Raw genomic sequence first — 26,590 nt, 5'->3', positions numbered from 1 at the left:
CGCCCACGTCCCAAACGCCTGTCTCAGGCGGCCTCGAGAGCCATTTCAGTTTCGCCGTCGAACAGGTGCATCCGCTCCTGGTCGAACTCCAGCCAGATCTGCTCGTCAGGTTTGACGGCAATGTTGGGGGACACGCTGATGTTGACGATGGCGCCGGAGAGCAGCGCCTGCACGAAGGTGACGTCTCCGGTTGGTTCCACCGTATAGGCCTTGGCCGGAATGGCGCCGGGGACCGCGCTCTTGTGGAGTTTGATCGTCGAGTGTCGCGCACCGAGCACGATCTTCCTGGTGGTCGCATTCTGGGCCTTGCGCGCGTTGCGTTGCGACAGCTGGAGGCTCCAGCCTTCCGCGCTCTTCAGGACGGTGTCGCCGTTTGCCATCGATGCCTCCAGCGGAATAAGGCTCATCGCCGGGCTGCCGACGAAGCTGGCGACGAACATGTTGGCGGGATGCGCGAAAACCTGCGCCGGCGAATCATATTGCTGCAGATAGCCGCCGTTCATCACAGCCATCCTGTCCGCCATGGTCACGGCCTCGAGCTGGTCGTGCGTCACATAGACGATCGTCGCCTTGAGGTCCTGATGGAACCGCTTGATTTCGGACCGCATCTGCACGCGCAGCTTTGCGTCGAGATTGGAGAGCGGTTCGTCCATCAGGAACACCGCCGGATCTCGAACAAGCGCGCGGCCGAGCGCCACGCGCTGCTGTTGCCCGCCCGAGAGTTCGCGCGGCTTGCGCTCGAGCAACTGCGTCATGTCGAGCACCCGCGCCGCTTCCCGGACCTTCTTGTCGATCTCGGCCTTGGGCAGCTTGCGCATCTGCAGCGGGAAGGCGAGGTTCATATAGACCGACTTTTGCGGATAGAGCGCGTAGTTCTGGAACACCATTGCGATGTCCCGGTCCTTGGGGTCGAGGTCGTTGACCACCTGGTCGCCGATGACGATGTCGCCCGACGTGATCGGGATCAGCCCGGCAATGAGGTTGAGCGTCGTCGTCTTGCCGCAGCCAGAGGGGCCGACAAGCGCGACGAACTCGCCGTCATTGACCGTCAGCGAAACCTCGTTGACGGCTTTGAAGCCGCCATAGGTCTTGACGAGATCTTTGAGGACCACATGGGCCATCGGCAACTCCCTAGTGCTTGACCGCGCCTTCTGTGAGGGCGCGTACGAAGTATCGTTGCAGGACGAGGAACAGCACCACGACGGGCACGCTCATCATGAAGCTGGCCGCCATCAGGCCTGGAAAGTCCGTCGTGTTTTCCGAGAAGAAGCGCTGGATGCCGACCGGCAGCGTCAACTGTTCGTTCTTGGAGAGGAAGGTGTAGGCGTAGATGTACTCGTTCCACGCGCCGATGAAGGAATAGATCGCCGTGGCGATGATGCCCGGCGTCGAGAGCGGCATGACGATCAGGATGAAGGCCTGGAACCGCGTTGCCCCGTCGATGCGCGCCGCCTGTTCGAGCTGCACCGGGATGTTGTCGTAGAAGCCCTTGAGCAGCCAGATCGCCAGCGGCAGGCCGAAGGTGAGATAGGTGAGAACGAGCGAGCCATGCGTGTTCACCAGCCCGATCGCGCGCATCAGGATGAAGAGCGGCACGAGAAAGATCACCGCCGGGAACATGTTGCGAAGCAAGACGGTGAAGAACAGGAAGTTCCGGCCCGGGAAGGTGAAGCGCGAAAACGCGTAGGCCGCGGGAACCGCCACGATCACCGAAAGGACAGTCGTGGCGGTGGAGACGAAAAGGCTGTTCCAGAAGAAGCGGAGGAAGTCCTGGCCGACGCTGTTCTGCGGATCGAGCAGCTTCTGGTAGCTGGCGAGGGTCGGTTGGTCAGGCCACCATTGCGGCGGGAATTGCATCGCGGCGAAGCCGGACTTGATCGAGGTGATCAGCATCCAGGCCATCGGCAACGCGGTGTAAAGCAGCATGAAGACGAGGAAGATGCGTCCGCCCCACCGCCATCCGTCTATGCGCATGCGGCGAGGGGCCTGGCCTCGCGGAGGAGTCTCGGCAATCGTGCTCATGCGCCCCCATCCTTGCGATCGTTGCCGCTTAGCGCGCGGACGTAGAAGTAGCCCAACGTCATCAGGATGATGAACAGCAGCACCGAATAGGCCGATGCCACCCCCCAGCGCTGCCGGCCGAAGGCGAGCTCATAGATGTGGGTGATCCAGATATGCGATGCGTTCGACGGCCCGCCGCCGGTCATGATCCAGGGGATGATGAAGGAGTTGAAGTTGGCGACTGCCAGCAGCAGGATCGTCACTGTCGAGACATTGCTCAAATGCGGGAAGGTGACGTGCCAGAAGCGCTGCCACGCATTGGCTCCGTCGACCTTTGCGGCGCGCAGCAGCTGCTCGGGAACCGTCTGCAGGCCTGCCATCATCATGATCATGGCAAACGGAAATTCGCGCCAGATGTTGACGACGATCAGGGAGGGCAGCACCGTTGAGACGCTGTCGATGAAATTCGGCGGCCGGTCGGCCAATCCGAGGCCGACCAGCACCGCGCCGATGATGCCGAAGTCCGAGTGGTAGATCCACTTCCAGATATAGGAGGCGGCGACCGCGCTGATGACCCAGGGAATGATCAGAATGGCGCGCAGGACACCACGGCCGAAAAAGTCGCGGTGGAGCGCCAGCGCGGCGGCAAACCCCAGGACGAAGGAGATGACGGTGGATCCCACAGTCCAGATCAGCGTGTTCCAGGTGACCTTCCAGAACACCGCGCTGGTGAGGATGGCGGTGTAGTTGTTGAAGCCGATGAAGGTCTTGTCGCGAAGCTGCAGGCCAGGCGGCGTATTAAAGAACGACAGCTCGATCGTGTAGTAGATCGGATAGGCGATGACGACGAGCATCACGGCGATCGCGGGCAGCACGTACGCGTAGTCGGCGCGATGCTCCCAGATCTTGCGCAGCACGCCGGCTCCACCGGGTTGCAATCTTCGGCGAGCCTCGGCCTTGCCGGTCACGATCGTCACTTTGGCGTGCCCTTGTTCTTCGGAACGAACCGGCTGACCCTCGGAGCAGCCGGCCAAGATCGCAGGTCAGGCTCGGACTAGAGTCCGCCCATCAGGTCTCTCACCTTCTTGGCCGCGTCGTCCGCTGCCTGATCGACGGTCATCGCTCCGGTCAGGGCATTCTGCAGCATGTCCGGGATGATGATGTTCATGATCTCGGGAGATTGCGGCAGCGCCGGGAACGGGATGCCGTATGGCAGCATCGAGGTGGTGACATCGAGGAACTTGATCTTGTCCAGGCGCTCCTTCATCCATTTGGTCTTGAAGCCGTTGAGATTGCCCGGGTTCGAGCCGGCATAGGCCATCTTCAGCGACCATTCCGGGCTGGTCCACATGCAGATGATGGCCTTCGCAGCCGGTTCGTCCACCTTGCCGCCCTCGACATATTCGGGCTTCAGTATGTGGATGTTCGAGCCGCCGAACACGACCGCGCGCTTGCCGTCAGGGCCGGTCGGAATAAGGCCGTAGCGCATGTTGTCGATGACGGTCTGCGCCTTGTCCTTGTCGGTGCCGGTCGCCTTCTTCTGCAGGTCGAGCATGACGTTGTAGTCGGACGGGTGCGAGATCATCATGCCGAGCTGGCCGGCGAGGAACAGCGGCTGGTTGTCGGCCTGCTGGTTGGTGAGCGCCGAAACCGGAACCGACTTGTCGCGGACGTACATGTCGTAAGAGGCTTGCAGCGCCGCCTTGCTCTGCGGGCTGTCGAGTTCGATCTGCTGATAGGTCGGGTTCGCCTTGGCTTCGTCGAAGACGCCGCCGCCATAGGCCCACAACTGAGGCATGAAGCGATACGGGGTATTGCCGGCATTCTTGCGCGCCACGAGGCCGTAACCGGCAATGCCGAGCTTGTCGTGGATCTGCTTGGAATATTTGACGACGTCGTCCCAGGTTGCCGGAGCCTTGTCCGGATCGAGGCCCGCGCGCTTGAAGATATCGGCATTCCAGATGAACGCCATCGTTTCATTGTTGGTTGGAATGCCGTAGGTCACGCCATCCCAGGTCACGGCTTTCATGGCGCCGGGCCAGAAATCATCCGTCGAATACCCTACATCCTCGGGCTTGAGCGGCTGCAGATAGCCCTTTGAAGCGAACTCGGTGCCGCCCAGGATTTGCAGGCGGACCGCCATCGGCGCCGCATTGCCAAGGAGCGCCGTGCGGAACTTGTCCAGGAGATCGTTGTAGGTGAGGGCCTGTTCCTCGAGCTGGATGTTCGGATAAGTCTTGCGGAAGGTCTCGAAGAAATCCTTGTAGTACTGGCGCAAGAGATCGGGGTCGCCCTCGAACACGCCCTGATACCAGAAAGTCAGTCGCCCCTTGTAGTCGAGCGGGGTGACCTTGGCGCAATCGGCCGCCGTGTCAAATTCCTGCGTGCCCGCAATGGAGCGCACATATTCCGGCGACCACTTGCTCAAGTCGACCGGCGGAGCAGCCAGAGCCGGTGCGGACATCAACGATGCGATTAATGCAGTGGAGACAGTGCCGCGCAGGACGGCACCGCCGAGTGTGAACCTCGTCATAGGTATCCTCCAGGTTTCTCTCCCATGCCGCTCTGCATCGAGGCGAGCGGCTTTATTCGTCGACCGCGGGGACATCTCCTCAAATGTATCCCTTCGAGCGCTTTACACGTTTTCAGATCGCAGATTGGCTGTCAACGCAACAAATCGTACATTGTTTATGGAAATCGTGCGTGATATCGAAAAAGTCGTGTATTCATGGAAGGGGAACCGGCCTTGGCCGAAACGCGGGAATTTAAAGCAGAGCCACCCGAGGGGATCGATCCTCTTGGGGCCTCGAGCGAGGGCGCCTCGCTTTATGAGCTGATCAGGGAGGACATCATCGAGGGCCGGCTCGCCGCCAACGAGCGGCTTGTGGTCACCGATCTGGCCCGGCGTCACGGCACCTCGACCAATCCCGTGCGCGAGGCCCTGCAACTGCTGCGTGGGGAAGGCTTTGTCACCTTTCTCCCCAATCGCGGGGCGCGCGTGCGGCCCATAGACCAGGATTTTGTCCGCGATATCTACGAGATCGGTGTGCTGATCGAGCCGGCGCTGACGCGATGGTTCGTGAGCATGGCCACCGACGAGGACATCGCCGAACTCGAACGTCTTCAAGGTCTGATCGAAGAGAACAACTTCGCCGACACGTTCAGGCACAGCGAGCTGGACACCGCCTTTCACACCGTGATGTACCAGCGGCACTACAACCGCCATGCCGCCGAGCTTTGGTGGAAGCATCGCGAAGTGCTGCGCGCCGTGAGCCGGCGTTTCAATTTCACGCTCGCCCGGCGTGCCGCGATCATTCGCGAGCACCGCGAACTCATCGCGCATGTGAAGGCGGGAAATGCCGACGAGGCAGCCGAACTCATCGCGCGCCATGTCGAGGGCTCCGGGCGGCATGTCCTCGAACACATGCGCGCGCGCAACGCCGCGCGGGCAGGGTAGAGCAATCGGCCCGGAACACCGCTCTTCGGGTCTTCCAGATAAAGGTAGTTGAGAGATGAAAATCACGAGCATTCGGCCGTGGCTGATCAAATCCGATGCTTCTTATTGGGGAGAGTACCTGTTCGTCGAAGTCACGACCGACGAAGGGGTGAGCGGCTGGGGAGAGATCACCACCACGACAAAGCTTGCCAACCGTGCGCTCTGCACGATCCTGCGACAGATCGGCGCCGCCGTGACCGGCGAGGATCCGGCGCGCATCGAGCACCTGTGGCACAAGATTTTCCGCAGCTTCACCTATATGGGCAGCCGCGGCGCCGCCGTCGAATGCGTGAGCGCCATCGACATAGCGCTCTGGGACATCCGTGGCAAAGTCCTCGGCAAGCCAATCTACGAGTTGCTGGGTGGACCGGTGCGCGAGGAAATCGCGCTCTACACCCATCCCAACCAGGCCAAATTCACCAGCAAGGAGGCTGTGGTCCGCGAAATCAGCGACATCGTCGAATCCGGGCACACAGGGCTCAAGTTCGACCCTTTTCCGCATCAGGGCCGCGGCGCCGATGGGCTGTCGCGCGAGCAGCGGGACGGCTATCTCGATGGCAGCATGACCCGCAAGGACGAGCGCGAAGCAGCCGAACTCACGGCTCTGATCCGCGAAACGGCAGGCCCCGACGTCGACATCCTCATCGATGCGCATGGCCGCTTCGACGTCCCCACCGCCATTCGCCTCTGCCGCAGCCTGGAGGAAGCCGGCCAGATCGACTGGTTCGAGGAGCCCTGTCCGCCCGAAAGCCTCAACGCGCTCAAACAGGTTCGTGACAAGGTCAGCGCCCCAATCTCGTGGGGCGAGCGCGGCCATACGAAATGGGATTTCGTGCCGGTGCTCGAGAACAAGCTCGCTGACTACATCATGCCTGACGTCACCTGGACCGGCGGCATTACCGAACTCAAGAAGATTTCCGCCCTGTGCGAAGCCTACTACATCCCGGTCTCGCCGCACGATGCCGCGGGGCCGATCAACGTGGTCGCCGGGGCGCAGGTGATGATGACCGTTCCGAACTTCTACAAGCTCGAAACGTCGGAGTGGAACCTGGGCAAATACGATCACCTCATCGACAGACCGCTCGATGTTTCGAACGGCAGCCTCAAGCTGACGTCGAAGCCTGGTCTCGGTGTCGAGATGAACCGCGACTACCTGCAAGCCCATGAGATCGAGCTGAGCTAGCAAGGCTCAACTTCGGCACGCGCCTGGGGCGACAAGCCCCCGACCAGAACGAGGACAAATCATGCCAAAAACGGGTGGAGCCGGCGAGGCTCTCGATCGGGTCAACACGAATTCCAAGCCATCCGACCTTCGCATCACCGACATGCGGGTGGCCGAAATCGTCGGCGCGCCGTTCACCTCGGCGCTGCTCAAGATCTATACCAACCAGGGCATCGTCGGGCTCGGCGAGGTGCGTGACGGCGCCAGCGCCACCTACGCGCTGATGCTGAAGAGCCGGCTGCTTGGCGAGAACCCTTGCGACATCGATCGCCTGTTTCGCCGCATCAAGCAGTTCGGCGGTCACGGCCGGCAAGGCGGCGGCGTCTCGGCGGTCGAGATCGCGTTGTGGGATCTCGCAGGCAAGGCCTATGGCGTCCCCATCTACCAGATGCTCGGCGGCAAGTTCCGCGATCAGGTGCGCGTCTATTGCGATACCGATGCCGAGAAACCGAGCGGCACCGAAACCGGAAAGCGCCTCAAGCAGCGCATGGACCGCGGTTTCACCTTCCTCAAGATGGACCTGGGCTTGATGCAGATCGCCCATGTCCCGGGCGCCGTGTCCGCGCCCGCCGGCGCACTCGAAGGATTTCATGCCAATCCGCGCGGCCGTGGCGGCACGCTCGAGGAGCGCAAGGCCCGCAATCTCGCCTACGACGCGCAGAACGTGCAGCACCCGTTCACCGGCCTGCATTTCACCGAAAAGGGGATCGACCTGCTCGAGCAGTACATCCACGAGGTTCGCGAGGTGATCGGATACGAGATCCCGCTCGCCATCGACCATGTCGGCCACATCTCGCTGCAGGACGGCATACGCCTGTCGCGCCGTATCGAGAAATACGTTCCAGCCTGGCTGGAGGATGTGATCCCCTGGCAACACACCGAGCAGTACCGGCAGTTGCAGGGGGCCACCACGGTGCCGATCTGCACCGGCGAGGACATCTATCTCAAGGAGGGCTTCGAGCCGCTGCTCAAGAGCGGCGGCCTTTCCGTCATCCACCCGGACCTGCTTACCAGCGGGGGCATTCTCGAGACCAAGAAGATCGGCGACATGGCGCAGGATCACGGCGTCGCCATGGCCATCCATATGGCCGAAAGCCCGATCGCCGCGATGGCCGCCGCGCATGTCGCCACCGCGACCGAGAACTTCATGGCGCTCGAATACCATTCCGCCGATGTCGACTGGTGGGACGATATCGTCACCGGCCTGCCCAAGCCGCTCGTCAAGGACGGCTTCATCACCGTGCCCGACAAGCCGGGGCTGGGCATAGACGATGTGGTCGACGAGGTGATCAGCCAGCATCTGCAGCCCGGTGTCACGGGGATATGGCAATCCACCGAGCATTGGAACAATGAATATAGCTGGGACCGGACCTGGAGTTAGCCCAGACCCCCTGCCATCATTCCCGCCAGGCTCACAGGGCCAACCACCGACCATTCGTGTCGACCTCGCCCAAGGGAGAGGTGAAGAAAGAAACGGACGAAACCATGATCTACGAACTGCGTATCTATGACTGCCTGCCGGGCAGGCTGCCGGCTTTGCTCAAGCGCTTTTCCGACCAAACGCTGGCGATCTGGGAGAGGCATGGCATCCGCCAAGCCGGGTTTTTCACCACGGCGATCGGCGAAAACAGCAATCGCCTCACCTATTTCCTCGCCTGGGAATCGCTGGCCGAGCGTGAGGCGAAATGGTCGGCTTTCGTCACCGATCCGGCATGGCACAGGGCCCGGGACGAGTCTGAGCGCGACGGGCAGATCATTGCCAATATCAGCAGCCAGCTGCTCACGCCGACAGCTTTCTCGTCTGTGAACTAGGACTGCGCCATGAAGATCACCGACCTGCGCTGCGCCGTCATCGGGCGGCATCCCATCGTTCGCGTCGTCACTGACGAGGGTCTCTACGGTCTGGGCGAAGTCGAGTTCACAAAGACCTATCTCAAGCCCTTCGTGCTGCATTTCCGCGAGGCGCTGATCGGCGAGGATCCGACCGACGTCGAGCGGGTGATGCTGAAGATCCGCCAGCGCGGCTCGTTCAAGCCCTATGGCGCCGCCGTCTCCGCCATCGAGCACGCCTTGTGGGACATCGCCGGCAAGGCGGCGGGCGTGCCGGTCTACAAGCTGCTCGGCGGCAAGGTGCGCGACAAGGTACGCGTCTACAACGGCTCGATCCGCCGCAAGCGCGCCGGCGACCGGCCGGAGGATTACGCCGCCGACGCCAAATGGATGATGGAGCAGCCGCAGAATTTCTTCATGATCAAGCAGGGAATCTCGTTCCATTCCAACATGAAGGACAGCATCGAGGGCTTCCACTACGGCGTGACGCAGAAGAAGGCCGGCTATCACGGCGCCATGGATCAGGGCGTGATCAGCGAGCGCGGTTTCAATCACATGCTCGACTGCGTGATCGCGATGAAGGAGGTGCTGGGCGACAAGGTCAGCCTGGCGCTCGACTGCGGCCCGGGCTGGATGCTGCCCGATGCGATCAAGTTCGCCCGCGCCGTCGAGAAGTACAATCTGATGTGGCTCGAGGACATGCTGACCGGCGACTATGTGCCATGGGTCAATCCACAGGCCTATCGCGAGCTGACCACCTCCACATCGACGCCGATCCATACCGGCGAGCAGATCTACCTCAGGCACAATTTCAAGGAACTGATCGAGACGCAGGCGGTGCGGGTGATCGGTCCGGACCCGGCCGATATCGGCGGCATTGCCGAGCTCAAATGGGTTGCCGAGCACGCCTATATGCACTCGATCCTGATGGCGCCGCACGGCACCGCGAACGGCCTGCTCGGCCTCGGCGCGCTGATCAATGTCTGCGCCACCTTGCCGGCAAATTACGTGGCGTTCGAATATCCCAGCGCCTCTGACCCGTGGTGGGAGGATCTGGTGATCGGCCTGCCGGCGCAGATCGTCAAGGACAGCATGGTGGACCTGCTGGAAGCGCCGGGCCTGGGGCTCGATATCGACGCCGAAGCGGCCAGGAAGTATCTCAGCGAAGAGGATGCGGGCTTCTTCGACTGAACCATCCTTCTTTCGCTCAACGTCACCGGCATGCAGCCCAAGCTCCCCTTTCCATGTTGAGGTCGACCGCGCCGGGAGTAATAGTCGCGGCGGAGTTCGTGAGGAGGAAGAGATGACGCTCAACTTCGACCCGAGAGCGAAGGCCACGACGCTTTACCATGGCGAATTCCGGCCGATGTTGATCGGCGGCAAATGGGTCGCGGCGCGGTCCGGCGAGGAGATGCAAGCGCTGAACCCGGCGACAGGCGAGGTGCTGGCCACGGTGCCGCGCGGCGGGGCGGCCGATGTCGACGCGGCCGTGGCCGCCGCACGCGCGGCCTTCGAAGGGCCGTGGTCGAAATTCTCGCCCTATGAGCGACAATGCGTGCTGTTGCGCATCGCCGACCTGTTCGAGACGCATTGGGAAGAGCTCAGCGTTTCCGACACGCTCGACATGGGGCTGCCGATCACCCGCACGCTGGCCAACCGGCGCCGTGTCATCGGCATGCTGCGCTTCTATGGCGGCATGGCGACGGCGTTGCATGGCGAGGCGATCGACAACTCGATCCCTGGCGAGATCGTCTCCTTCACGAGGCGCGAGCCGGTCGGCGTCGTCGGCGCGATCATTCCCTGGAACGCGCCGACCGCCGCTTCGATCTGGAAGATCGCGCCGGCGCTGGCCACCGGCTGCACCATCGTGCTGAAGCCCTCGGAGGAGGCGTCGCTGACGCCGTTGCTGATCGCGCGTCTGATGCAGGAAGCCGGGGTGCCCGACGGCGTCGTCAACATCGTCACCGGCACCGGGGCGGAGGCCGGGGCGCGGCTCGCCGAACATCCCGACGTCAACAAGATCGTCTTCACCGGCTCGACGCTGACCGGACAAGCCATCGCGCGGGCGGGAGTGGCCAACCTCAAGCGGGTTTCGCTGGAGCTCGGCGGCAAGTCGCCGATCATCGTCTGCCGTGACGCTGATATCGACAAAGCCGTTCCGGTCGCGGCGATGGCGGTGTTCGTGCATTCAGGGCAGATCTGCATCGCCGGTTCGCGGCTGTTCGTGGCGCGCGAAATCCACGACGAGTTCGTGCGCCGCGTCGCGGAATTCGCCGGCAGGCTGCGCATCGGCCACGGCATCGAGGCGGAAACCGAAATCGGGCCGCTGATCAATGCCAGGCAGGCCGGCAAGGTGGAGGGCTATATCAAGGCCGGCAGCGACGAGGGCGCCAAACTGGTCGCCGGCGGCTCGCGGCTGACGGGCGCGCTTTATGACGGCGGCAACTTCATCGCGCCGACCGTCTTCGGTGCAGTGTCGGACAAGATGACCATTGCGCGTGAAGAGATTTTCGGACCGGTCATCTCGGCGATGCCCTTCGACACGCTCGACGAAGCGGTGGCGCGCGCCAATGCGACGCCCTATGGGCTCGCCGCCGGCATCTTCACCACGCATCTCGGCACCGCGCACAAGCTGGCGCGCCGCATCAAGGCCGGCTCGGTCTGGGTCAACATGTACCATGCCATCGACCCGGCGGTGCCGTTCGGCGGCATGAAGATGTCCGGCTATGGACGCGAGGGCGGCATCGAGCATCTGCATGAGTATCTGGAGACCAAGTCTGTCTGGATCCAGACAGACTGACGGGTGTGCGGGGCTGACGCGCTATGCGGTTCGCTGCGGCGCAGGCAAATCGCGGGACAGGCGAACCGTTGCAGGGGGGAACCTTTGTTCGGCTGGTGATTTTTGCCTATATAGGAAATACGAATGGCCAGGAGGGTGTTGCCGATGACGACGAAACGGGTTGCGATCTGCGCTCTTGCCATGGCGATGGCCTGTGGCATGTCAATGTCGGCATTCGCCGGGTCCAGGCATCGCCACCACCAGGCCGAGCCGGAACGCTACGTTCCCGCCGATGACGATCTCATCGGCTTCCTGTTCGGCGGTCCGCGCTACTACGACCAGCAGCTGTTCACGACGGCGGCGGGCGCCTGTTCCTACCATCGGGTCGGGCCGGATGCGAACGCGTTGAACAAGATCAACGATCATCACTGCGGAAAGTAGCTGGCCGCTTGCCGGTCAGCGCAAGCCAGTGTCAGGCCCGGCAGTCAATGGCAACTCCAGCAGCCTGAAACTGGCTGATTTCAACGGTTTGCAGCGGGACCCGCCAGTTCTGCGCGAATCTCATCGCCGTGTTCGTCGCGCGCGGGACCTATCGTCGGCGTCTTTTGCGCCCATCCGGAAAAGCGCGGAGCGGCGGCTGCCTGCAGGACGCCGTCCACCGCCAGCCACGAGCCGCGCGCGGCCATGTGCGGATGCTGTGCCGCCTCCCATGGATTGAGCACCGGGGAGACGCAGGCGTCGGAGCCTTCGAACAGGCTTGTCCATTCGTCGCGCGGTTTTGCGGCAAAGATCGCCGCCAGCCGGCTGCCGAGTTCCGGCCAGAGATCACGGTCGAATTGCTTGGAGAATTGCGGATCGGCGGCGAGGCCGAGCCTGTCGAGAAACAGCGCATAGAATTTCGGCTCGATGCACTGGACGCTGATGAAACCACCGTCGGCGGTGCGATAGACGCGGCACCAATGCGGGCCGTCGAGAAGGCTTTGGCCGCGTTCGGCGACGAGCCCGCCGGACTGGCCGAGCACCATCAGCAGGTTCATCATGTGGGCCGAGCCGTCGACGATGGCAGCGTCGACCACCGTGCCCTGGCCGCCGGCACGCGCGTTCATGATGGCGGCCAGCATGCCGATCACCAGGTAAAGCGCGCCGCCGCCTATGTCGCCCGTAAGCGTTGGCGGCGCCATCGGCGGCTCGCCCGGCAAGGAGGCGTACCACAGCGCGCCGGACACGCCGGCATAATTCAAATCATGCCCGGCGGCGCGGGCGAGGGGACCGTCCTGGCCCCAGCCGGTCATGCGGCCGTAGACCAGGCTTGGATTGGCCGCAAGGCAGGCCTCCGGGCCGAGGCCGAGGCGCTCCATGACGCCGGGCCGAAATCCCTCGATCAGGCCCTCGGCGGTGGCAATGAGGCGCATCAGCACGGCGACATCCCCGGCATCCCGGAGATCGAGCGCGATGGAGCGCTTGCCGCGATCGAGCAGCGAGCGTTCGGGCAGGCCAGGAACGGGCGCCTGCTTGCGGTGGACGACGATGACATCGGCGCCGAGATCTGCGAACAACATGCCGGCGAAGGGCGCCGGCCCGAGCGCCTCGATCTCGACGATTCGCATCCCTTTCAGCATTCCACTCTCCACGGCGTTCAGGCGCAGAGTATGGCGCAAGGTGACGGTGTGTAACCCCGCTGTTTTGGCATTGAAGCAAGTGCCGCTCGCATATACTTCAGGGCCATGAAAAAAATCGGTTTTCTGTCATTCGGGCACTGGACGCCCTCGTCGCAATCGCAGGTGCGCTCGGCGTCCGACGCGCTGCTGCAATCCATCGATCTCGCCGTCGCGGCCGAGGAGCTCGGCGCCGACGGCGCCTATTTCCGGGTGCATCATTTCGCCCGCCAGCTTGCCTCGCCGTTCCCGCTGCTGGCGGCGGTGGGCGCCAAGACCAGCCGCATCGAGATCGGCACGGCGGTCATCGACATGCGCTATGAGAATCCGCTCTACATGGCCGAGGATGCCGGTGCCGCCGACATCATCGCCGGCGGGCGGCTGCAGCTTGGCATCAGCCGTGGCTCGCCAGAGCAGGTGATCGATGGCTGGCGCTATTTCGGCTACCAGCCGCAGGAAGGCAAAAGCGACTCCGACATGGCGCGGCATCACGCCGAGGTCTTTCTCGACACGCTGCGCGGCGAGGGGTTCGCGCAACCCAATCCACGTCCGATGTTCCCCAACCCGCCCGGCCTGCTTCGGCTCGAGCCGCATTCGGAAGGTCTGCGCGAGCGCATCTGGTGGGGCGCGGCCACCAACGCCACGTCGGAATGGGCGGCCAAGCTCGGCATGAATCTGCAGAGCTCGACGCTCAAATTCGACGAAAGCGGCAAGCCCTTCCACATCCAGCAGGCCGAACAGATCCGGATCTATCGCGAGGCGTGGAAAGCGGCCGGGCACGCGCGTGAACCACGCGTCTCGGTCAGCCGCAGCATCTTCGCGCTGGTCGACGACCGCGACCGCGCCTATTTCGGCCGCGGCAACGAGAGCCGCGACCAGATCGGTTTCATCGAGGAGAATACGCGGGCGATCTTCGGTCGCAGCTACGCCGCCGAGCCTGACGTGCTGATCAAGGAGCTGGCGCAGGACGAGGCGATCGCCGAGGCCGACACGCTGCTGCTGACCGTACCCAACCAGCTCGGCGTCGACTACAACGCCCACGTCATCGAGGCGATCCTGACCCATGTCGCGCCGGCCCTGGGCTGGCGCTAACGGCCGCGCCGTGTAACCATCGATCGCGGTTGGCGATTCACGAGGTTCACGGCATGGCGAAGAAGGCTTTGATTGCCTGGGGTGGTTGGGAAGGCCACACGCCCGAACGCAGCGCCAACGTCATCCGCGCGCTGCTTCAGCGCAACGGGTTCGATGTCACGCTGGGCCAGGGCACGGCGATGTTCGCCGATCCGGAACTGTCTTCCTTCGATCTCATCGTGCCTGCCATCACCATGTCGACGATCGAAAAGGCCGAGCTGCAGAACCTGACGGCCGCGGTTCGCGGGGGAACAGGCCTCGGCGGCTTCCACGGCACGATGGGCGACAGCTTCCGCAACGAGCCCGACTACCAGTTCATGACCGGCGGCCAATGGGTCGCGCACCCCGGCAACATCATCGACTATCGGGTGGTGATCACACAGCCCGACGACCCGATCACCAGAGGCGTCGGTGATTTCGCCTACCGGTCGGAGCAGTATTACATGCATGTCGACCCCAGCAACGAGGTGCTGGCGACGACCACTTTCAACGACGCGCATTTTCCGGGCATCGATGGTGTCGTCATGCCGGTGGTCTGGAAGCGAAGGTATGGCGCGGGAAAGGTTTTCTACAGTTCACTTGGGCACACGGCGGACGAGTTCGCGGTGCCGGAAATGGCGCTCATTGTCGAGCGTGGTCTGCTTTGGGCGGCGCGGGGGTAGCGGCACGCGAAATCCCGTGAAAATCTGGGCCGAATTCGCTGGGACATCTACGGAGATATCCAATGAGTGATTTCAACTGGTCCACATCCGAGAAGAAGCTCGCGCGCCATGCCTTCGATACGGCTCTTGAGACGGCCCTCGCAAAGACGATGGCCGAATTCAAAAGCAAGGCCGGTGCGGTGACGCAGCCCTCCGAGATGTGGGAGCTGGAAGACTATTTGCGCGAACGGCGGCGGGACATCGATCGGACGTTCGATTACCGCTATTCCCAGCTTCTCTACGTGTTTGCGCAGCTCATTCGCGCAGGTTATCTCGATGAAAAGCTGCTTGTCGGCTTGTCGCAGGACAAACGAGACGTCATTCAGCGGGACTTGGCCTTTGTGGCGAGTCGCTCGGCCAGCTTTCCGTGACGGCCGGTCAAGACCAACCATGGCTTGGAAAAAATGGGATTTGCAAGAAGACTTCGAACCATGCTCGGTCTTCGACGAGCGCCAAAGCCGGAAAACATACCGCAGCACGCATCGATCGGGCGAAGAACGCTCTTCTACACAAAGCCCAGCAATATTTATGGCTGTGACGAGACCTCACCGCTTGAAATAGGAGCGTTCTGCTCCATTGCGGAGGAGACGCTATTCCTTTGTCGTGCCAATCATCCGACGCACTTTGTCTCGACTTTTCCATTCGAAGTTCACATGACAAATTCGATCGCGGCCTATGATGATCTGGTGGTCAACGGGCCGACAAAAATCGGCAACGACGTATGGATTGGTCGACGCGCAATCATCCTACCGGGAATAACCATTGGAGACGGTGCCGTTGTCGGAGCCGGCTCGGTCGTCACCAAGGACGTGGCGCCCTACGCGGTCGTGGCGGGAAATCCTGCCAGGTTCATCCGGAACAGGTTTACCGATGACCAGATCGCGAGTTTGCTCGCTATACGCTGGTGGGAATGGAGCGACGAGAGGATCAAGGCCGACCTGCCGACCTTCTATGGATCCATTGATGCCTTCATCGCCGCCAACCGCGCATCATAGCCCAACGGCGTCAATCCAGAATCCATGGAACTGCTTTCCGCTTGTGCCGAACGGCACATCATGCCCTCACTCAATTCCTCCCGTGATCACATAGGCGCCGGCGGTGCGTCCATCCTCCAACCGCACCACCACTGTCACGATCGAGCCATAGGAGCCGCGCCAGACGCTGTGGAGGCGCTGATGCTCGGCGGCCGGCACGAGTGCACGCCCGCTGAAGCGCGCCCCGGCCCGCTGCATCGCGACCGGCTCTCCGTTGACATGGACTTTGACGTCGGCGTTCTTGGCTTCGGTTGGCTCGACAGGCAGGTCGAGCGTAACTGTGATCTCGTCCTGATCTCCGGACCTGCGCGTCTCAGCGGCGAGCGCGATGGCAAGTCGCGGCGCCGCGCCGCCGCCGGCCTTGGCGCTCCGTCCTGAAAACACATCGTCGGTCAGTTCAGGCGTGCGTGGCGGGCTTGTGCGGCGCTGGGTGGCGCGCTCGAAATCGCCGGCCATGCGCAGCAGATTTTCATCGTCATAGGCCTTGCCGGCGAAGGTCAGGCCGACCGGCATGCCGATGTCGGCCATCGTGCCCATCGGCACGGTGACGGTCGGGATGCCGAAATGGCGCCAGACAAGATTGCCGTTGGCGACCCAGGTGCCGTTGCGCCAGGCAAGGTCCGCCGACGCCTCGTTAATGTCGGCGTTGGCCGGGCCGACATCGGCGGCGGCTGGCAGCACCACGGCGTCGATGCCTTGCGCGTCGAGCCAGTCCTCGAAATCGATCCGCCGTGTCGCTTCCAGCCCTTTCAGGCCGTCTTCAAGCGTTGGGATGTCCCTGAAGGGCGTGACGCCGGATTTGGCGCGTTCGACATAGTCCGCCAGGTCGAAGCCGTCCTCATAGCGGTCGGGCAGCGTGCCGGGCGGCTGCGGGAAGATCTTCGGGCCATCGACCGAAGCGAGATCGTGCAGGGCCGGGTCGGCGTTGGCGCGCAGGAAATCGTCCCAGCCCCAGATGCAGAGATCCCAGATTTCGCGGTCGGCGAAATCCGGCGGCACCAGCCCGCGCTCGACCATGGTGCGGGCGCCGGGACGGTCGCGCTCGTAGTTGGAGACGACGGGGAAATCGACTTCGACCACTTCGGCGCCAAGCCGTTCGAGGTCGGCCGCCGCCTGTCCCCACAGGGCGAGCACCGAGGCACGGGTTTCGATCGGTTTATCGGCCTCGCTGTCGCGGCCGATATACATTTTCGGCACGCCGAGCCGCTTGCCTTTCAGTGAGCCCGCAAGGATCAGATCGGCATAGCGCTGCGGCCGCACTTGAGAGCTTTTCGGCAGCGTGACCCAAGGCTGCGCACGCCAGAAATCGCCGCGCGTCTGCGGGTCGTCGGCGACGATCACGTCGAGCAGTTCGAGCATGTCAGGCATGGTCCGCGTGTGCGGCACCACGACATCCATGGTCGGCACCAGCGGCCAGTTGCCGCGCACGGAAATGACGCCGCGCGACGGGGTGTAGGCGACCAGCGCGTTGTTGGTGGCCGGCGCCCGGCCGGACGACCAGGTCTCTTCGCCGAGCCCGAAGGCGCAGAAGCTGGCGGCCGTTGCAGTGCCCGAGCCATTGGACGAGCCCGAGGCGAAGGCGGCGGTCAGGTAGTCGGCATTGTAGGGGCTTTCGGCGCGGCCATAGACGCCGCGCTGCATGCCGCCATTGGCCATCGGCGGCATGTTGGTGAGGCCGATCAGCACCGCACCGCCGGCGCGCAGCCGGGCGATGGTGAAGGCGTCCTCATTGGCGACCAGGTGCTCGAAGGCCGGCGAGCCGGCGGCGACCGTCAGGCCTTTGACCTTGTAGCTGTCCTTGGCGGTGTAGGGGATGCCGTCGAGCGGCCCGAACAAGGTATTGTTGCGCCGCCGCTGGTCGGAAGCCGCTGCCTCTTCGAACATGGACGGATTGAGCACGGGGACGGCGTTGAGGCTGACGCCATGCCGGTCGAAATGCGCGATCCGCCTGAGATACGCCGCGACCAGCTCGACGCTGGTGACCGTGCCGTCATTGAGCGCGCGGCGCAGTTGGTGGATCGTCGCTTCGACGAGATGAAGGCTGGCATCGGTCATCACGGGTCCCAGGCTGTTATCTGTATGCCATGGATGAGCGAGCCCGCCGGCTTCGGCAAGGGCCAGCAGTCAATCTTTGTCGGAACGCGTTGTTCCTGCGGATAACTTGCCGGCAGGGCTCAGGCGTCTCCGCCGCTCTCCTTCATGCGCTCGATGATCGCGGCCATCAGCGCCAGGTCGCGGCGGGAATCGGCGAGGTCGGTCAGCGGCTTGGTGCCTTCGATGATATGCCGATGGAAAATCTCCAACTCGTTGGAGAAAGCATCGCCGTAAAGCGGCCCCAAGCTTTTCGTCACCGGGCCGAATGGGCTGGCTTCGCTGACCTCGAGCCTGGTCGGCAGGCTGCGGATGTAGGGCGTGTCGTAGATGATGCGCACGCGCCGGGTGTTGGAGCGCACTTCGATCATGGCGTCGAACAGGCCGAGATCGTCGACGACGGCATCATAGAGACAAGCGAAATGGCCGTAGTCGAAGGTGACCGAGGTGTTGGCGCCGCCATTGGTGCGGTGCGCGGCAACCACACCGACAGGCTCGCCGATGAGCCCACGCATCGCCGAGATGTGGTGCGAGGACAGCGCCGTCAGTCCGCGATAGGCGCGCACCAGGTCGGCCGGCGCGTCGGTGCCGACAACCTCGCGGATCAGCGCGTCACGCTCCCTGGCGCCGCGCGCCAGCAAGGCACGATCAATGTCGTTGGGGTAGAGGATGTTCTGGCTCTTCTTCAGGAAATGCCGGCCCTCCGAAATCAGGTCGAAGATGCGGACATGGGTGATGTCGGCATGATCAGGCAATTCGTCCTGGGCCGCCAGATAGGCCGGCGCATAGCGGCGCATGTAGCCGACGAACAGGGTCTTCCTGTAGGCCGGCATCAGCGCCAGCAGCTCGTCGATCTCGCGCACCGTGAGACAAGCGGGCTTCTCGAGCAGGATGTGCTTGTCGGCTTGCATGGCGGCGCGGACGAAGCGGCTGTGGGTGTCGTCCGACGACAGCACGAAGACGACGTCGATGTCGGGTGAATTGATCAGCGCCTCGGCCGTGTCGAAGGCTCTCGCGGCATATTCGGATGTGATGAGCGCCACCAGGCTTGGCGAGACGTCGTAGACGCCCGCGATTACCCAGCGGTCGCGCTGGTCAGCCAGAACGGGCAGATGGATCGACTGCGCGACCTCTCCAAGACCCACAAGCCCGACACGAAGTGGCGCCACTCTCAAACTCCCTTGATTTCATTTGCGGCCGAGGCGGCCAACGATTGATTTCACGGTTGGGCGATCACACCGCGCCGGTGACCAGCGCGACCAGTTCGTTGCCTGATGTCTCGGAGGCACGCACCGTCGCGGCCATCTTTCCCGCCCGCATCACCCAGATCTGGTCGGACAGGCGCCGCACCTGATCGAAATTGTGGCTGACCAGGATGACCGAGACCGACTGTTCGCGCAGGCGGCGGATCAACGCCTCGACATTGGCGGTCTCCTGCACGCCAAGCGCTGCCGTCGGTTCGTCCATCACCACCAGCTTGGCGCCGGAGCCGACGGCGCGGCAGATCGAGATCGCCTGCCGCTGGCCGCCCGACAGGCGGCGCACACGCTGGTTGATCGACGGCACGTTGATCGACAGGCGCGACAGCATGGAGCGCGCCTCGCGTTTCATCGCCTTGCGGTCGAGGAAAGCGAAGGGGCCGATGCGGCGCACGAGCTCGCGGTTGAGGAACAGGTTCTGCGCCACCGTCAGTTCGTCGATCAGCGCCAGGTTCTGGTGCACGGTCTCGATGCCGGCCTTGCGCGCTCCGTCCGGGTTGGAGAAGGGATGTTCGCGGCCATCGAAGACGATCGAGCCGGCATCCGGCACATGCACCCCGACCAGGCAGCGGATCAGCGTCGATTTGCCGGCGCCATTGTCGCCGATGACGGCGGTGACTTCGCCGCGGCGCGCCTGGAAGGCGACATCGGTGAAGGCGCGCACGCCGCCGAAATGCTTGCTCAGGCCATTGCAGGCGATGATAGCGTCCGAGGCGGAGGAGGGGCTGACGGCGCTCATTTCTGGTACCGCATGATCAGCGCTGCCAGGACCACGATGGCGCCCACGGCAAGCGGTTGGTAGAAGGCCGAGACGTTGAGCAGCGTCAGCCCGTTGACCAGCGCGGTGAGCATCAGCGCGCCGATGGCCGGGCCCAATATGCTGGCGCGGCCGCCGAACAGGCTGACGCCGCCCAGCACCACCGCCGCCACCGAATTCAGGAGCAGGCTGGTGTTGATCTGCGGCTCGGCCGAGCCGATGCGGGCAACCAGGAGAATGGCTGCGATGCCGGCGCAGAAGCCGGAGATGGTGTAGGCGGCGATCTTGACGCGGTTGGTGCGGATGCCGAGCGCGCCGGCGCTTTCGACCTGGCCGCCGGTCGCCAAGAGATGGACGCCGAAGCGCGTGTGGTAGAGCGTGATATGCCCCACAATGACGGCCGCGATCGCTACCCAGACCGGATAGCCGAACGGTCCGAACGAGCCCGAAGCGAGTTTCAGCAGGAAGGTCGAGCCGACCATGGTCGGTTCGCCGCCCGACAGGATCAGGCCAAGCCCGGTGATGCCCGACAGCGTGCCGAGCGTCACCACGAAATCGGGGATCTTGCCTGCGGTGATGATGAGGCCGTTGAGGAAGCCGATGGCGCTGGTGGCGAGCACCGCGAGCACGCAGGCGATGAAGATGCCGTAGCCGGCCGCGTTGAGGAGACCGAGGATGATGGCGCCAAGCATGACGGCCGCCGCCAGCGACAGGTCGATGCCTGACGTCGTGACGACGAAGGTCTGGCCGATCGACAACACGACCAGGATGGCCGCCGCCAGCAAGAGCGCCTGCAGATTGGCGATGCTGAGAAAGACCGGCTGGGCGATGCCGAAGACGATGACGAGACCGACCAGGCCGACGACGGATGCCCAGTCGGCCCAGAAGGAAGGATCCAGGAGGAGGGCCGACAGGGAGGGGCGGCTCTCCTCCGCCGTGCCCGCCGAATGGGCGACGGGCGCGTTGTCCGTGGGATTGCTCACTTCAGCATCTCGCGGAAGGGATCGGGATAATCGCCGCCGGGGCGCGGAAAATTCTTCAGCGAGGCGTCGGCATTGTCCTTGTTGATCAGGAGCACGGGTGCGGGCACGTTGGCGGGCAGTTCCTTGCCCTTGGCGGCCAACGCACAGGCTTCGACACCCATGGCGCCGACGACATAGGGATATTGGGCGACGGTGGCCGTGAGTTCGCCCGCCGCGATCGATTTCAGCGCGTCGACGATGCCGTCGAGGCCGATCACCTTGACGTCCTTGCCCGAGGTCTGCACGGCGCGTTCGACGCCGAGCGCCATGATGTCGTTGGCGGCGAAGAAGCCGGCGAGATCGGGGTGCGCCGCGAGGATGTCGGTGGCGGCGGTCAACGCCTTCTCACGATCCCAGTCGGCGCTCACCATCACCGCCACCTCGAGCTTGCCTTCGACGGCCTGCTTGAAGCCCTTGATGCGGGCATTGGAGCCGACATCGCCGACGATGCCGGCGATCAGCGCCACCTTGGAGCCCTTCGGCACCAGCTTCAGCATTTCCTCGCCGGCCAGCGCGCCGGCGGCGACATTGTCGGTGCCGATATAGGCCGAGACGGCAAAGCCGGCGGCCTTTGCCTGTTCGGGGTCGATGGTCGAGTCGATGTTGACGATCGGCTTCTTCTTCTGGGCGACCGGCACCAGCGCCTGGACGAGGTTGGAGACGCTGATCGGGTTGACCAGGTAGCAATCGAAGTCCTGCATGGCCATGGCGGTCAGACGGTCGGCCTGGCCGGTGGCGTCGCCCATATTGGCGGCGGCCTGGACGCTGACATTGACGCCACTGGCTTTGCCTTGCTCCTCGATGCCCTTCTGCATGGTCTGGAAGAAGGGGTTGTCGAGGCCCTTGACGATGGCCGCGACCTTGGCCGCGTCCTCGGCGTGGGCCGAGACGATGGTTGCCAGCAGGCCCGCGCCAAGCGTCAGGCCGTTGAAGATGCGCATTTTGTTCCTCCGCTTCTTGATTGTTGGATGTGTCTTGTCGGCAAGCCCACGGACGCCCGTGGCCGGTGCTGCGAGAGCCATGCCTGCATCGGCAACGCCGCGCGGTCCGCGGCCCGGCGAACGCCAAATGTCTCGCGGACGACGGACCCGGTCGGGACCTTTTCCATGCCAGGCATTTCTCCTCCCAGAGCGCTGACCTAGCCCCATCATCATTTGCGCATGTTTTATAAAAAATTGACACGCGTCAAGATTTAAAATGTGCGAAGCGGTTTTGGCTCGTTGGGCCGCGTTCGACAGATTTCCGGAATTGCCGGCTCGGCAGGGCGGGGCTCTCACCAGGCTCTGTCGGCACCGCCGCCGGCCCGTTTGCCGCCAAGCGGCAATCCATGGGTGCTGCCGTCGCTGTCGCCGCCGAGCAACTGTCAGAAAAATACTGGAGATCAGACATACCAAAACGGCTTGCAGGCGTAAGCTAAAGCTCGCAGAAGTTGTGGAAAAGCATGCCGTTTGAGAAGGCTTTTACCGTCATCCAGCATGAAAGGGGGGGAATCATGCCTGACCACAATGCCATGATCCGCACAGCCATCGGACGGCTGCTTTCCGAGAAGACCGGAGTCGCGGTCATTTCCATGAGAGAGAGTATCACCGAGTTGCTGGCATTGACCGGCGCGGCGCACACCATCGAAACCTTGCAGGATATGCTGCTGGAAATGGCCGAGGTGCGCGGCATGACGGTCGTGCTCGACGTTTAGAGCAGTTCACCGTTTCCCGGAAACGGCGAACTGCTCCAACCTTGTTTTGATGCCCGGGCGGCAGCAGGTAGCCGTTCAGCCGCGACCGGGCCGACGCGTTCTGCCTTGCCCGCTGGTGCAAGCGTGCCATCACCGTAGATCAGGCGGCCGGCGCGGAAGGTGGCGCGGACGCGTGGCACGGGATGGCGGTCGGCCACCACCAAATCGGCCAGAAGGCCGGGCTCGATGGCGCCGCGATCGGTGAGCCCCAGGGCGTTGGCCGGGTTGGCGCTTGTCAGCGCCGCCGCCGCCGCGAGGCCATTGCCTCGCAGCTCCGCCAGGCCGAGCACGGCCGGCAGGATGGACGCCGGATGGTAGTCGCTGGCCAGCATGTCGAGCAACCCGGCTTCATAGGCCTGCCGGGCGGAAAGATTGCCGGAATAGGACTCGCCGCGCAGCGCGTTGGGCGCACCCATGGCAGTATGCATGCCGAGCCTGCGGGCCTCCTGCGCCGCTTCCAGGGTCACCGGGAATTCGCTGAGCGCGGCGCCTAGGCCATGCACCAGTTCGACCTTTTCCAGCGTGTCGTCGTCATGCGAGGCGAGCACGATGCCGGCGGCTTGGGCTCGCGCCGACAGGTCCTGCAGGGCGTTCAGCACATCGCCTTGCCCTTCGCGGCCCGCCATGCGCTTGCCGACGACCTCCGAGGCCGCAACGGACATGCCGCGCTCCTTGGCGATGCGGGCAATGTAGAGCTCGACGTCGCGGTATTGACCCTGTCCGGGCGTGTGGTCCATCAGCGAGATCAGGTGCAGCCTGCCGGCGTCCATCAGCTTCCGCAGCGTGGGAAGCGCCGGGGTGAAGGTCACTTCGAAGCGGGCATGGATACGGTGGTCGACCAACAGGTGGTCCTTCAACCCGGCAATGGTGCCGATGATTTCTGTCGTATGGTCTTCCGAGCGCAGCACGCCGCTGGTGACGCTGGCGCCGATGAAGAGAGCGCGGCATAGGCGGTGGTGATGCCGCAGGAGGCGAGCTTCTTGTCGAGCTCGGCAATGCCGATCCGCATCGGCACATGCACGCCGATGCGCGGCTCGACTTCCCCCTCCACCATGTCGCCATGCATGTCGATGAAGCCGGGCAGCAGCAGGCGGCCGCCGCCCTCGATGTCGGCGTGCCCGACAGGCTTCTCGCGGATCTCGGCGATCCGGCCGTTCTCGATCCTGACGGCGCCGTTGGGGATGACGCGGTCGCGCAGGACAATTTCGAATACACTCAGCCACATGTCATGTCTCTTGCAAGGCAGCGATTTCAAGGTGGATTGCGCGGGCGACAAGGTCGGCGACATCGTTGGGATGATGAAGACGCCGATCATGGCGACGATGCGCCGGCTTGCCGACGCCTCGATCACGATCTCTCCAGGACATGTTTTCTAGTTCACTCGAATGCCGGTTTCCATTTGATTTTTATGACATTTTCATGAAAGCCGGCCTTGCCGGAGCCACTAATTCAGCCGGTACGTGATCGTTCCGACAGCCATTCGGCGGTTTGCCGGCTGGCCTGTTCGGCGGAAAGCTCAAGGGTCAGCCCTTGCAGCAGGCCGTGCAGGAAGATCCCCGCAAAGCAGTCGCCGGCGCCGATCGTGTCGGGCACGGAGACCTGCTTCAGCGGCGTGACGTGATTGAGCGCCTCGCCGTCATAGAGCGAGATGGGCAGCATTCCATCGGTCAGCACCAGCGTCCTCAGGCGAGGCCCGGCAATCCTTGATGCCCGCTCCCAGATCGCGTGCGTGTTCTCGCCGGGAAAGTCGGCGCGCGATCCGATGACGATGTCGGCCGGGCGGTGCGAGGTGCTGCGCAGCGGAAACTGCGAGACCACCAGCGGGATCGTCCGCAGCGAGGCAACAAGACCGTCGTCGAGCACCAGGGCGTTGAGATACGCGGCGTCGCCACTGACAGGCTCCGGTGCGGCGAAGGGAGGGCGCAGCTGGCCGCTGGTGTTCAAAATGGTGCGCTCGCCGTTCGGCTCGAGCAGGATTTCGGTGAACCGGGTTTCGCCGGCCCACATGGTGACGTAGCCGGTGTCGATGCCGCTCGCCCGCAATTCGGCGAGTGCCGCCCGGCCATGGCCGTCGTCCATCAGATTGCTGATCAGCCGGACATCATTGCCGAGCTTCGCCAGCCGGGTGCCGGTGTGGAAGCCGCCGCCGCCAAGCCTGACAACACGATCGGAATAGGTGAGGCGCGCGCCCGAGGCGAGGGGCGAAGACAGCGACCAGACCTGGTCGTGATTGACGTGGCCGACAACGATGACTCTGCTCATGATCCCCTGTGTTCGGTCTTCGGTCGCCAGGCCTGGCGCCAGTGCATCGGCGATGAGGCCGCACGGGCATGCTCTTGGCGCACTATGACCGGGGTCGGCGTCACCGTCGACAAGCGCGTCTTCGTCAAGCGCTCCGGCGTCGGCGCGGACGGAGACACCGTCCACGCCATGGCCTTGCGCCTGCCCGACGAACCGCTCAGGGCTTCCCAGAACCGCGATGAGGCGGAAAGCGGCCAGGAGGCGAAGGTCGCCTCTCAGCCAAACACAGCCAACAATTCACGCAGGCATTCCCGGATGCCCGCGCCGCCTGCTTACCCGCGCTTCTCAATCACGGCGTAAAGCACGTTGCGGTTCTCGCCGAAGAACACCTTGGCCTCTACCGCGTTGCGGTCGACGCTGGCGTTGACGATGTTCCACATGTCGACCTCCGAGCGCAGCAGCAGCACCCAGTCCATGAAGGTTTCGCGGTAGCCGGCGTCAGGGGTGCCCTCGGCGTAGTTGGCGAACAGGAATGTGCCGTTCGGCTTCAGCATCTGCAGGCAGGTCTTGGTGAGTTTCACGGCGACATTGTGCTGGAGGTAATCGTAGAGGCCCGAGGCGTAGATGAGATCGAACTTGCCGAGCTTGTGGCCCCGCGTCAGCACGGTCCGCACCGAGCCGTCGACGGCCTCGACCGCAGTGCCCTGGAAGTCGCGTGCGATCAGCCCGACGCTCTGCGGATCCTGGTCGAGCGCGACCCAGCGCTTGAGACGGCCCTCGGCCAGAGCGACGGAGCGGTTGGCTTCGCGCAGATGGCCGGCGGCGATGGCCAGAACCTCGGTTTCGGGTCCGTTCTTGGCCGCCGCCTCGTCGACATAGCGGGTCAGGAGATCGCGCCGTTCGCGTGCCGCCACGCATGACGGAACGTTCTGGGTATGGCTGTAGAGCGCCTTGCCGATCTCCGAGGCGTTGGCCACACTCTCGGCAACGTGCGGGTCGCAATAGATGTAGTCGAGCAGCTGCGCGTCGCCGGAATAGCCCCTGGGCTTGGTGAAGGACCAGTTCGTCAGCGGATCCTCCAGAAAATACTTCAGGATCGGGTGGTTCTGCGCCACCGGTATCAAGGCCTGCCAGACGTCGGGATGCACCTTGGCCCGCAGCGCGCTGAGCAGCGACAGAAGCCGGCGTACGATCTCGGCGGGATATTTCTGCTGCTCGATCTGCTGCTGTGTGGCGTGGAGGATGAGCGCCAGTTCCGCACGTGCGGTTTCGAACTCTTCGCCGTGATGCTCGAGCTTACCCCGGGGCAGGCTGCCGGCGATAATCTCTGCGGTAATCAGGCTTTGCCCATCGAACACGGTTTGCACACCAGGACTCCTTGGTTAACAGTCAGTTAACTTATTGCGTAGAATGCTCCATTTGCCAACGGCGCTTCGGGCGCATTTTATTGTTATGATTAATTTCCCGCTAACCATCTCAGTTTATTAGCGATATTGCGGATAAGATTCTGGGTCCGAGTTAACGCAAACTTGTCTGGCGCCATCGCATTTTACCGCGTGGCGATCGTGTCGCGTCCCAAGGAGTCGTCCTGCGTGGGGGCAGAAGCTGGAAGAGAGTTCGGAGCGCAAAATCCCCCAAC

At 63.5% G+C, this 26,590-nt stretch carries 26 protein-coding genes and 1 pseudogene; 13 read left to right on the top strand and 14 right to left on the bottom strand.

Annotated elements, in window-relative coordinates; translation table 11 throughout:
• Nucleotides 1–23: 23 nt before the first annotated feature.
• The 4 genes from FJV80_RS13320 to FJV80_RS13305 form a co-directional block, all read right to left on the bottom strand.
• Nucleotides 24–1,121, bottom strand: a complete 1,098-nt coding sequence (locus tag FJV80_RS13320) for an ABC transporter ATP-binding protein (RefSeq protein WP_142876602.1) — start codon at nt 1,119–1,121, stop codon at nt 24–26.
• A 10-nt stretch (nt 1,122–1,131) separates the two neighbouring features.
• Nucleotides 1,132–2,022: a carbohydrate ABC transporter permease gene (locus FJV80_RS13315; protein ID WP_095774980.1), complete on the bottom strand. Its 891-nt coding sequence runs from the start codon at nt 2,020–2,022 to the stop codon at nt 1,132–1,134.
• Nucleotides 2,019–2,978, bottom strand: coding sequence for a sugar ABC transporter permease (locus tag FJV80_RS13310; protein ID WP_095774979.1), 960 nt, complete (start codon nt 2,976–2,978; stop codon nt 2,019–2,021). The genes FJV80_RS13315 and FJV80_RS13310 overlap by 4 nt, the downstream gene beginning before the upstream one ends.
• A 77-nt stretch (nt 2,979–3,055) precedes the next feature.
• Nucleotides 3,056–4,534 (bottom strand): sugar ABC transporter substrate-binding protein, encoded by a 1,479-nt coding sequence (locus FJV80_RS13305; protein WP_142876601.1) that lies wholly within the window; start codon nt 4,532–4,534, stop codon nt 3,056–3,058.
• Nucleotides 4,535–4,747: 213 nt separating this feature from the next.
• Between FJV80_RS13305 and FJV80_RS13300 the strand changes: the two genes are divergently transcribed.
• The 7 genes from FJV80_RS13300 to FJV80_RS13270 all read left to right on the top strand — a co-directional run bounded on the left by FJV80_RS13300 (nt 4,748) and on the right by FJV80_RS13270 (nt 11,769).
• On the top strand, nt 4,748–5,458 hold the full coding sequence (locus tag FJV80_RS13300; RefSeq protein ID WP_095775052.1) for a GntR family transcriptional regulator: 711 nt from the start codon (nt 4,748–4,750) through the stop codon (nt 5,456–5,458).
• Between the two features lie 55 nt (nt 5,459–5,513).
• On the top strand, nt 5,514–6,680 hold the full coding sequence (locus FJV80_RS13295; RefSeq protein WP_095793361.1) for a mandelate racemase/muconate lactonizing enzyme family protein: 1,167 nt from the start codon (nt 5,514–5,516) through the stop codon (nt 6,678–6,680).
• Nucleotides 6,681–6,741: 61 nt separating this feature from the next.
• Nucleotides 6,742–8,100, top strand: a complete 1,359-nt coding sequence (locus FJV80_RS13290; RefSeq protein WP_142876600.1) for a mandelate racemase/muconate lactonizing enzyme family protein — start codon at nt 6,742–6,744, stop codon at nt 8,098–8,100.
• Nucleotides 8,101–8,204: 104 nt separating this feature from the next.
• Nucleotides 8,205–8,531 (top strand): NIPSNAP family protein, encoded by a 327-nt coding sequence (locus FJV80_RS13285; protein ID WP_095793387.1) that lies wholly within the window; start codon nt 8,205–8,207, stop codon nt 8,529–8,531.
• 9 nt (nt 8,532–8,540) lie between these two features.
• The gene (locus FJV80_RS13280; RefSeq protein ID WP_095774975.1) at nt 8,541–9,740 is read left to right on the top strand and encodes a mandelate racemase/muconate lactonizing enzyme family protein; all 1,200 of its coding nucleotides are present in this window, start codon (nt 8,541–8,543) and stop codon (nt 9,738–9,740) included.
• Between the two features lie 112 nt (nt 9,741–9,852).
• Nucleotides 9,853–11,349 carry an aldehyde dehydrogenase family protein gene (locus tag FJV80_RS13275; RefSeq protein WP_142876599.1) on the top strand — a complete coding sequence of 499 codons (1,497 nt, stop codon included), beginning with the start codon at nt 9,853–9,855 and terminating at the stop codon, nt 11,347–11,349.
• A gap of 144 nt (nt 11,350–11,493) precedes the next feature.
• Nucleotides 11,494–11,769, top strand: a complete 276-nt coding sequence (locus tag FJV80_RS13270; protein ID WP_142876598.1) for a hypothetical protein — start codon at nt 11,494–11,496, stop codon at nt 11,767–11,769.
• An 80-nt stretch (nt 11,770–11,849) separates the two neighbouring features.
• Here the strand turns inward: FJV80_RS13270 and FJV80_RS13265 are convergent, their stop codons facing one another.
• Nucleotides 11,850–12,947: a CaiB/BaiF CoA-transferase family protein gene (locus FJV80_RS13265; RefSeq protein ID WP_142876597.1), complete on the bottom strand. Its 1,098-nt coding sequence runs from the start codon at nt 12,945–12,947 to the stop codon at nt 11,850–11,852.
• 105 nt (nt 12,948–13,052) lie between these two features.
• On the opposite strand from FJV80_RS13265, the gene FJV80_RS13260 reads away from it, so the two are divergent.
• The 4 genes and pseudogenes from FJV80_RS13260 to FJV80_RS35010 form a co-directional block, all read left to right on the top strand.
• The gene (locus FJV80_RS13260) at nt 13,053–14,075 is read left to right on the top strand and encodes an LLM class flavin-dependent oxidoreductase (protein WP_142876596.1); all 1,023 of its coding nucleotides are present in this window, start codon (nt 13,053–13,055) and stop codon (nt 14,073–14,075) included.
• 53 nt (nt 14,076–14,128) lie between these two features.
• Nucleotides 14,129–14,776, top strand: a complete 648-nt coding sequence (locus FJV80_RS13255) for a ThuA domain-containing protein (protein WP_142876595.1) — start codon at nt 14,129–14,131, stop codon at nt 14,774–14,776.
• A gap of 62 nt (nt 14,777–14,838) precedes the next feature.
• Complete coding sequence (locus FJV80_RS13250) at nt 14,839–15,186, top strand: hypothetical protein (protein WP_095774970.1); 348 nt, start codon at nt 14,839–14,841, stop codon at nt 15,184–15,186.
• A 324-nt stretch (nt 15,187–15,510) separates the two neighbouring features.
• Nucleotides 15,511–15,810 (top strand): annotated as a pseudogene (locus FJV80_RS35010) (CatB-related O-acetyltransferase); the annotation flags it as partial.
• A gap of 66 nt (nt 15,811–15,876) precedes the next feature.
• Here FJV80_RS35010 and FJV80_RS13240 read toward each other — a convergent pair.
• The 5 genes from FJV80_RS13240 to FJV80_RS13220 all read right to left on the bottom strand — a co-directional run bounded on the left by FJV80_RS13240 (nt 15,877) and on the right by FJV80_RS13220 (nt 21,919).
• The gene (locus FJV80_RS13240) at nt 15,877–17,904 is read right to left on the bottom strand and encodes an amidase (RefSeq protein WP_142876594.1); all 2,028 of its coding nucleotides are present in this window, start codon (nt 17,902–17,904) and stop codon (nt 15,877–15,879) included.
• A 119-nt stretch (nt 17,905–18,023) separates the two neighbouring features.
• Nucleotides 18,024–19,109, bottom strand: coding sequence for a Gfo/Idh/MocA family oxidoreductase (locus FJV80_RS13235; protein WP_142876593.1), 1,086 nt, complete (start codon nt 19,107–19,109; stop codon nt 18,024–18,026).
• A 64-nt stretch (nt 19,110–19,173) separates the two neighbouring features.
• Entirely contained in the window at nt 19,174–19,938 is a 765-nt protein-coding gene (locus FJV80_RS13230; protein WP_095774966.1) for an ATP-binding cassette domain-containing protein, read from the bottom strand.
• Nucleotides 19,935–20,939, bottom strand: coding sequence for an ABC transporter permease (locus tag FJV80_RS13225; protein ID WP_142876592.1), 1,005 nt, complete (start codon nt 20,937–20,939; stop codon nt 19,935–19,937). Before FJV80_RS13225 ends, FJV80_RS13230 begins: the two co-directional genes overlap by 4 nt.
• On the bottom strand, nt 20,936–21,919 hold the full coding sequence (locus tag FJV80_RS13220) for a substrate-binding domain-containing protein (RefSeq protein ID WP_142876591.1): 984 nt from the start codon (nt 21,917–21,919) through the stop codon (nt 20,936–20,938). Before FJV80_RS13220 ends, FJV80_RS13225 begins: the two co-directional genes overlap by 4 nt.
• Nucleotides 21,920–22,419: 500 nt before the next feature.
• On the opposite strand from FJV80_RS13220, the gene FJV80_RS13215 reads away from it, so the two are divergent.
• Nucleotides 22,420–22,671 (top strand): hypothetical protein, encoded by a 252-nt coding sequence (locus tag FJV80_RS13215; RefSeq protein ID WP_246688957.1) that lies wholly within the window; start codon nt 22,420–22,422, stop codon nt 22,669–22,671.
• On the opposite strand, the gene FJV80_RS13210 is transcribed toward FJV80_RS13215, so the two are convergent.
• From FJV80_RS13210 to FJV80_RS13205, 3 genes are all read right to left on the bottom strand, one after another.
• Nucleotides 22,668–23,618: an alpha-D-ribose 1-methylphosphonate 5-triphosphate diphosphatase gene (locus tag FJV80_RS13210; protein ID WP_348643965.1), complete on the bottom strand. Its 951-nt coding sequence runs from the start codon at nt 23,616–23,618 to the stop codon at nt 22,668–22,670. The two genes, FJV80_RS13215 and FJV80_RS13210, sit on opposite strands and share 4 nt — an antisense overlap.
• The gene (locus FJV80_RS35700; RefSeq protein WP_348643964.1) at nt 23,564–24,061 is read right to left on the bottom strand and encodes a hypothetical protein; all 498 of its coding nucleotides are present in this window, start codon (nt 24,059–24,061) and stop codon (nt 23,564–23,566) included. The genes FJV80_RS13210 and FJV80_RS35700 overlap by 55 nt, the downstream gene beginning before the upstream one ends.
• Nucleotides 24,062–24,159: 98 nt before the next feature.
• The gene (locus tag FJV80_RS13205) at nt 24,160–24,972 is read right to left on the bottom strand and encodes a PfkB family carbohydrate kinase (protein WP_142876590.1); all 813 of its coding nucleotides are present in this window, start codon (nt 24,970–24,972) and stop codon (nt 24,160–24,162) included.
• Nucleotides 24,973–25,056: 84 nt separating this feature from the next.
• Here FJV80_RS13205 and FJV80_RS13200 point away from each other — a divergent pair, with 84 nt between their 5' ends.
• Nucleotides 25,057–25,311, top strand: a complete 255-nt coding sequence (locus FJV80_RS13200) for a hypothetical protein (RefSeq protein WP_142876589.1) — start codon at nt 25,057–25,059, stop codon at nt 25,309–25,311.
• Here FJV80_RS13200 and FJV80_RS13195 read toward each other — a convergent pair.
• Nucleotides 25,284–26,318: a class I SAM-dependent methyltransferase gene (locus FJV80_RS13195; RefSeq protein WP_095774959.1), complete on the bottom strand. Its 1,035-nt coding sequence runs from the start codon at nt 26,316–26,318 to the stop codon at nt 25,284–25,286. The two genes, FJV80_RS13200 and FJV80_RS13195, sit on opposite strands and share 28 nt — an antisense overlap.
• Nucleotides 26,319–26,590 lie beyond the last annotated feature (272 nt).

Source organism: Mesorhizobium sp. WSM4310, assembly GCF_007003935.1.
Taxonomy (GTDB): Bacteria; Pseudomonadota; Alphaproteobacteria; order Rhizobiales; family Rhizobiaceae; genus Mesorhizobium.
Note: the sequence above shows the minus strand (reverse complement) of the source record. Positions and strands in the feature narration are given on the sequence as shown.

Excerpts from the sequence above, each read along its gene's own strand:
- FJV80_RS13320 (WP_142876602.1), bottom strand. The coding sequence starts at position 1,121 with ATGGCCCATGTGGTCCTCAAAGATCTCGTCAAGACCTATGGCGGCTTC.
- FJV80_RS13315 (WP_095774980.1), bottom strand. The coding sequence starts at position 2,022 with ATGAGCACGATTGCCGAGACTCCTCCGCGAGGCCAGGCCCCTCGCCGC.
- FJV80_RS13305 (WP_142876601.1), bottom strand. The coding sequence starts at position 4,534 with ATGACGAGGTTCACACTCGGCGGTGCCGTCCTGCGCGGCACTGTCTCC.
- FJV80_RS13295 (WP_095793361.1), top strand. The coding sequence starts at position 5,514 with ATGAAAATCACGAGCATTCGGCCGTGGCTGATCAAATCCGATGCTTCT.
- FJV80_RS13290 (WP_142876600.1), top strand. The coding sequence starts at position 6,742 with ATGCCAAAAACGGGTGGAGCCGGCGAGGCTCTCGATCGGGTCAACACG.
- FJV80_RS13285 (WP_095793387.1), top strand. The coding sequence starts at position 8,205 with ATGATCTACGAACTGCGTATCTATGACTGCCTGCCGGGCAGGCTGCCG.
- FJV80_RS13280 (WP_095774975.1), top strand. The coding sequence starts at position 8,541 with ATGAAGATCACCGACCTGCGCTGCGCCGTCATCGGGCGGCATCCCATC.
- FJV80_RS13275 (WP_142876599.1), top strand. The coding sequence starts at position 9,853 with ATGACGCTCAACTTCGACCCGAGAGCGAAGGCCACGACGCTTTACCAT.
- FJV80_RS13270 (WP_142876598.1), top strand. The coding sequence starts at position 11,494 with ATGACGACGAAACGGGTTGCGATCTGCGCTCTTGCCATGGCGATGGCC.
- FJV80_RS13265 (WP_142876597.1), bottom strand. The coding sequence starts at position 12,947 with ATGCTGAAAGGGATGCGAATCGTCGAGATCGAGGCGCTCGGGCCGGCG.
- FJV80_RS13260 (WP_142876596.1), top strand. The coding sequence starts at position 13,053 with ATGAAAAAAATCGGTTTTCTGTCATTCGGGCACTGGACGCCCTCGTCG.
- FJV80_RS13255 (WP_142876595.1), top strand. The coding sequence starts at position 14,129 with ATGGCGAAGAAGGCTTTGATTGCCTGGGGTGGTTGGGAAGGCCACACG.
- FJV80_RS13250 (WP_095774970.1), top strand. The coding sequence starts at position 14,839 with ATGAGTGATTTCAACTGGTCCACATCCGAGAAGAAGCTCGCGCGCCAT.
- FJV80_RS13240 (WP_142876594.1), bottom strand. The coding sequence starts at position 17,904 with ATGACCGATGCCAGCCTTCATCTCGTCGAAGCGACGATCCACCAACTG.
- FJV80_RS13230 (WP_095774966.1), bottom strand. The coding sequence starts at position 19,938 with ATGAGCGCCGTCAGCCCCTCCTCCGCCTCGGACGCTATCATCGCCTGC.
- FJV80_RS13220 (WP_142876591.1), bottom strand. The coding sequence starts at position 21,919 with ATGCGCATCTTCAACGGCCTGACGCTTGGCGCGGGCCTGCTGGCAACC.
- FJV80_RS13215 (WP_246688957.1), top strand. The coding sequence starts at position 22,420 with ATGCCGTTTGAGAAGGCTTTTACCGTCATCCAGCATGAAAGGGGGGGA.
- FJV80_RS13205 (WP_142876590.1), bottom strand. The coding sequence starts at position 24,972 with ATGAGCAGAGTCATCGTTGTCGGCCACGTCAATCACGACCAGGTCTGG.
- FJV80_RS13200 (WP_142876589.1), top strand. The coding sequence starts at position 25,057 with ATGACCGGGGTCGGCGTCACCGTCGACAAGCGCGTCTTCGTCAAGCGC.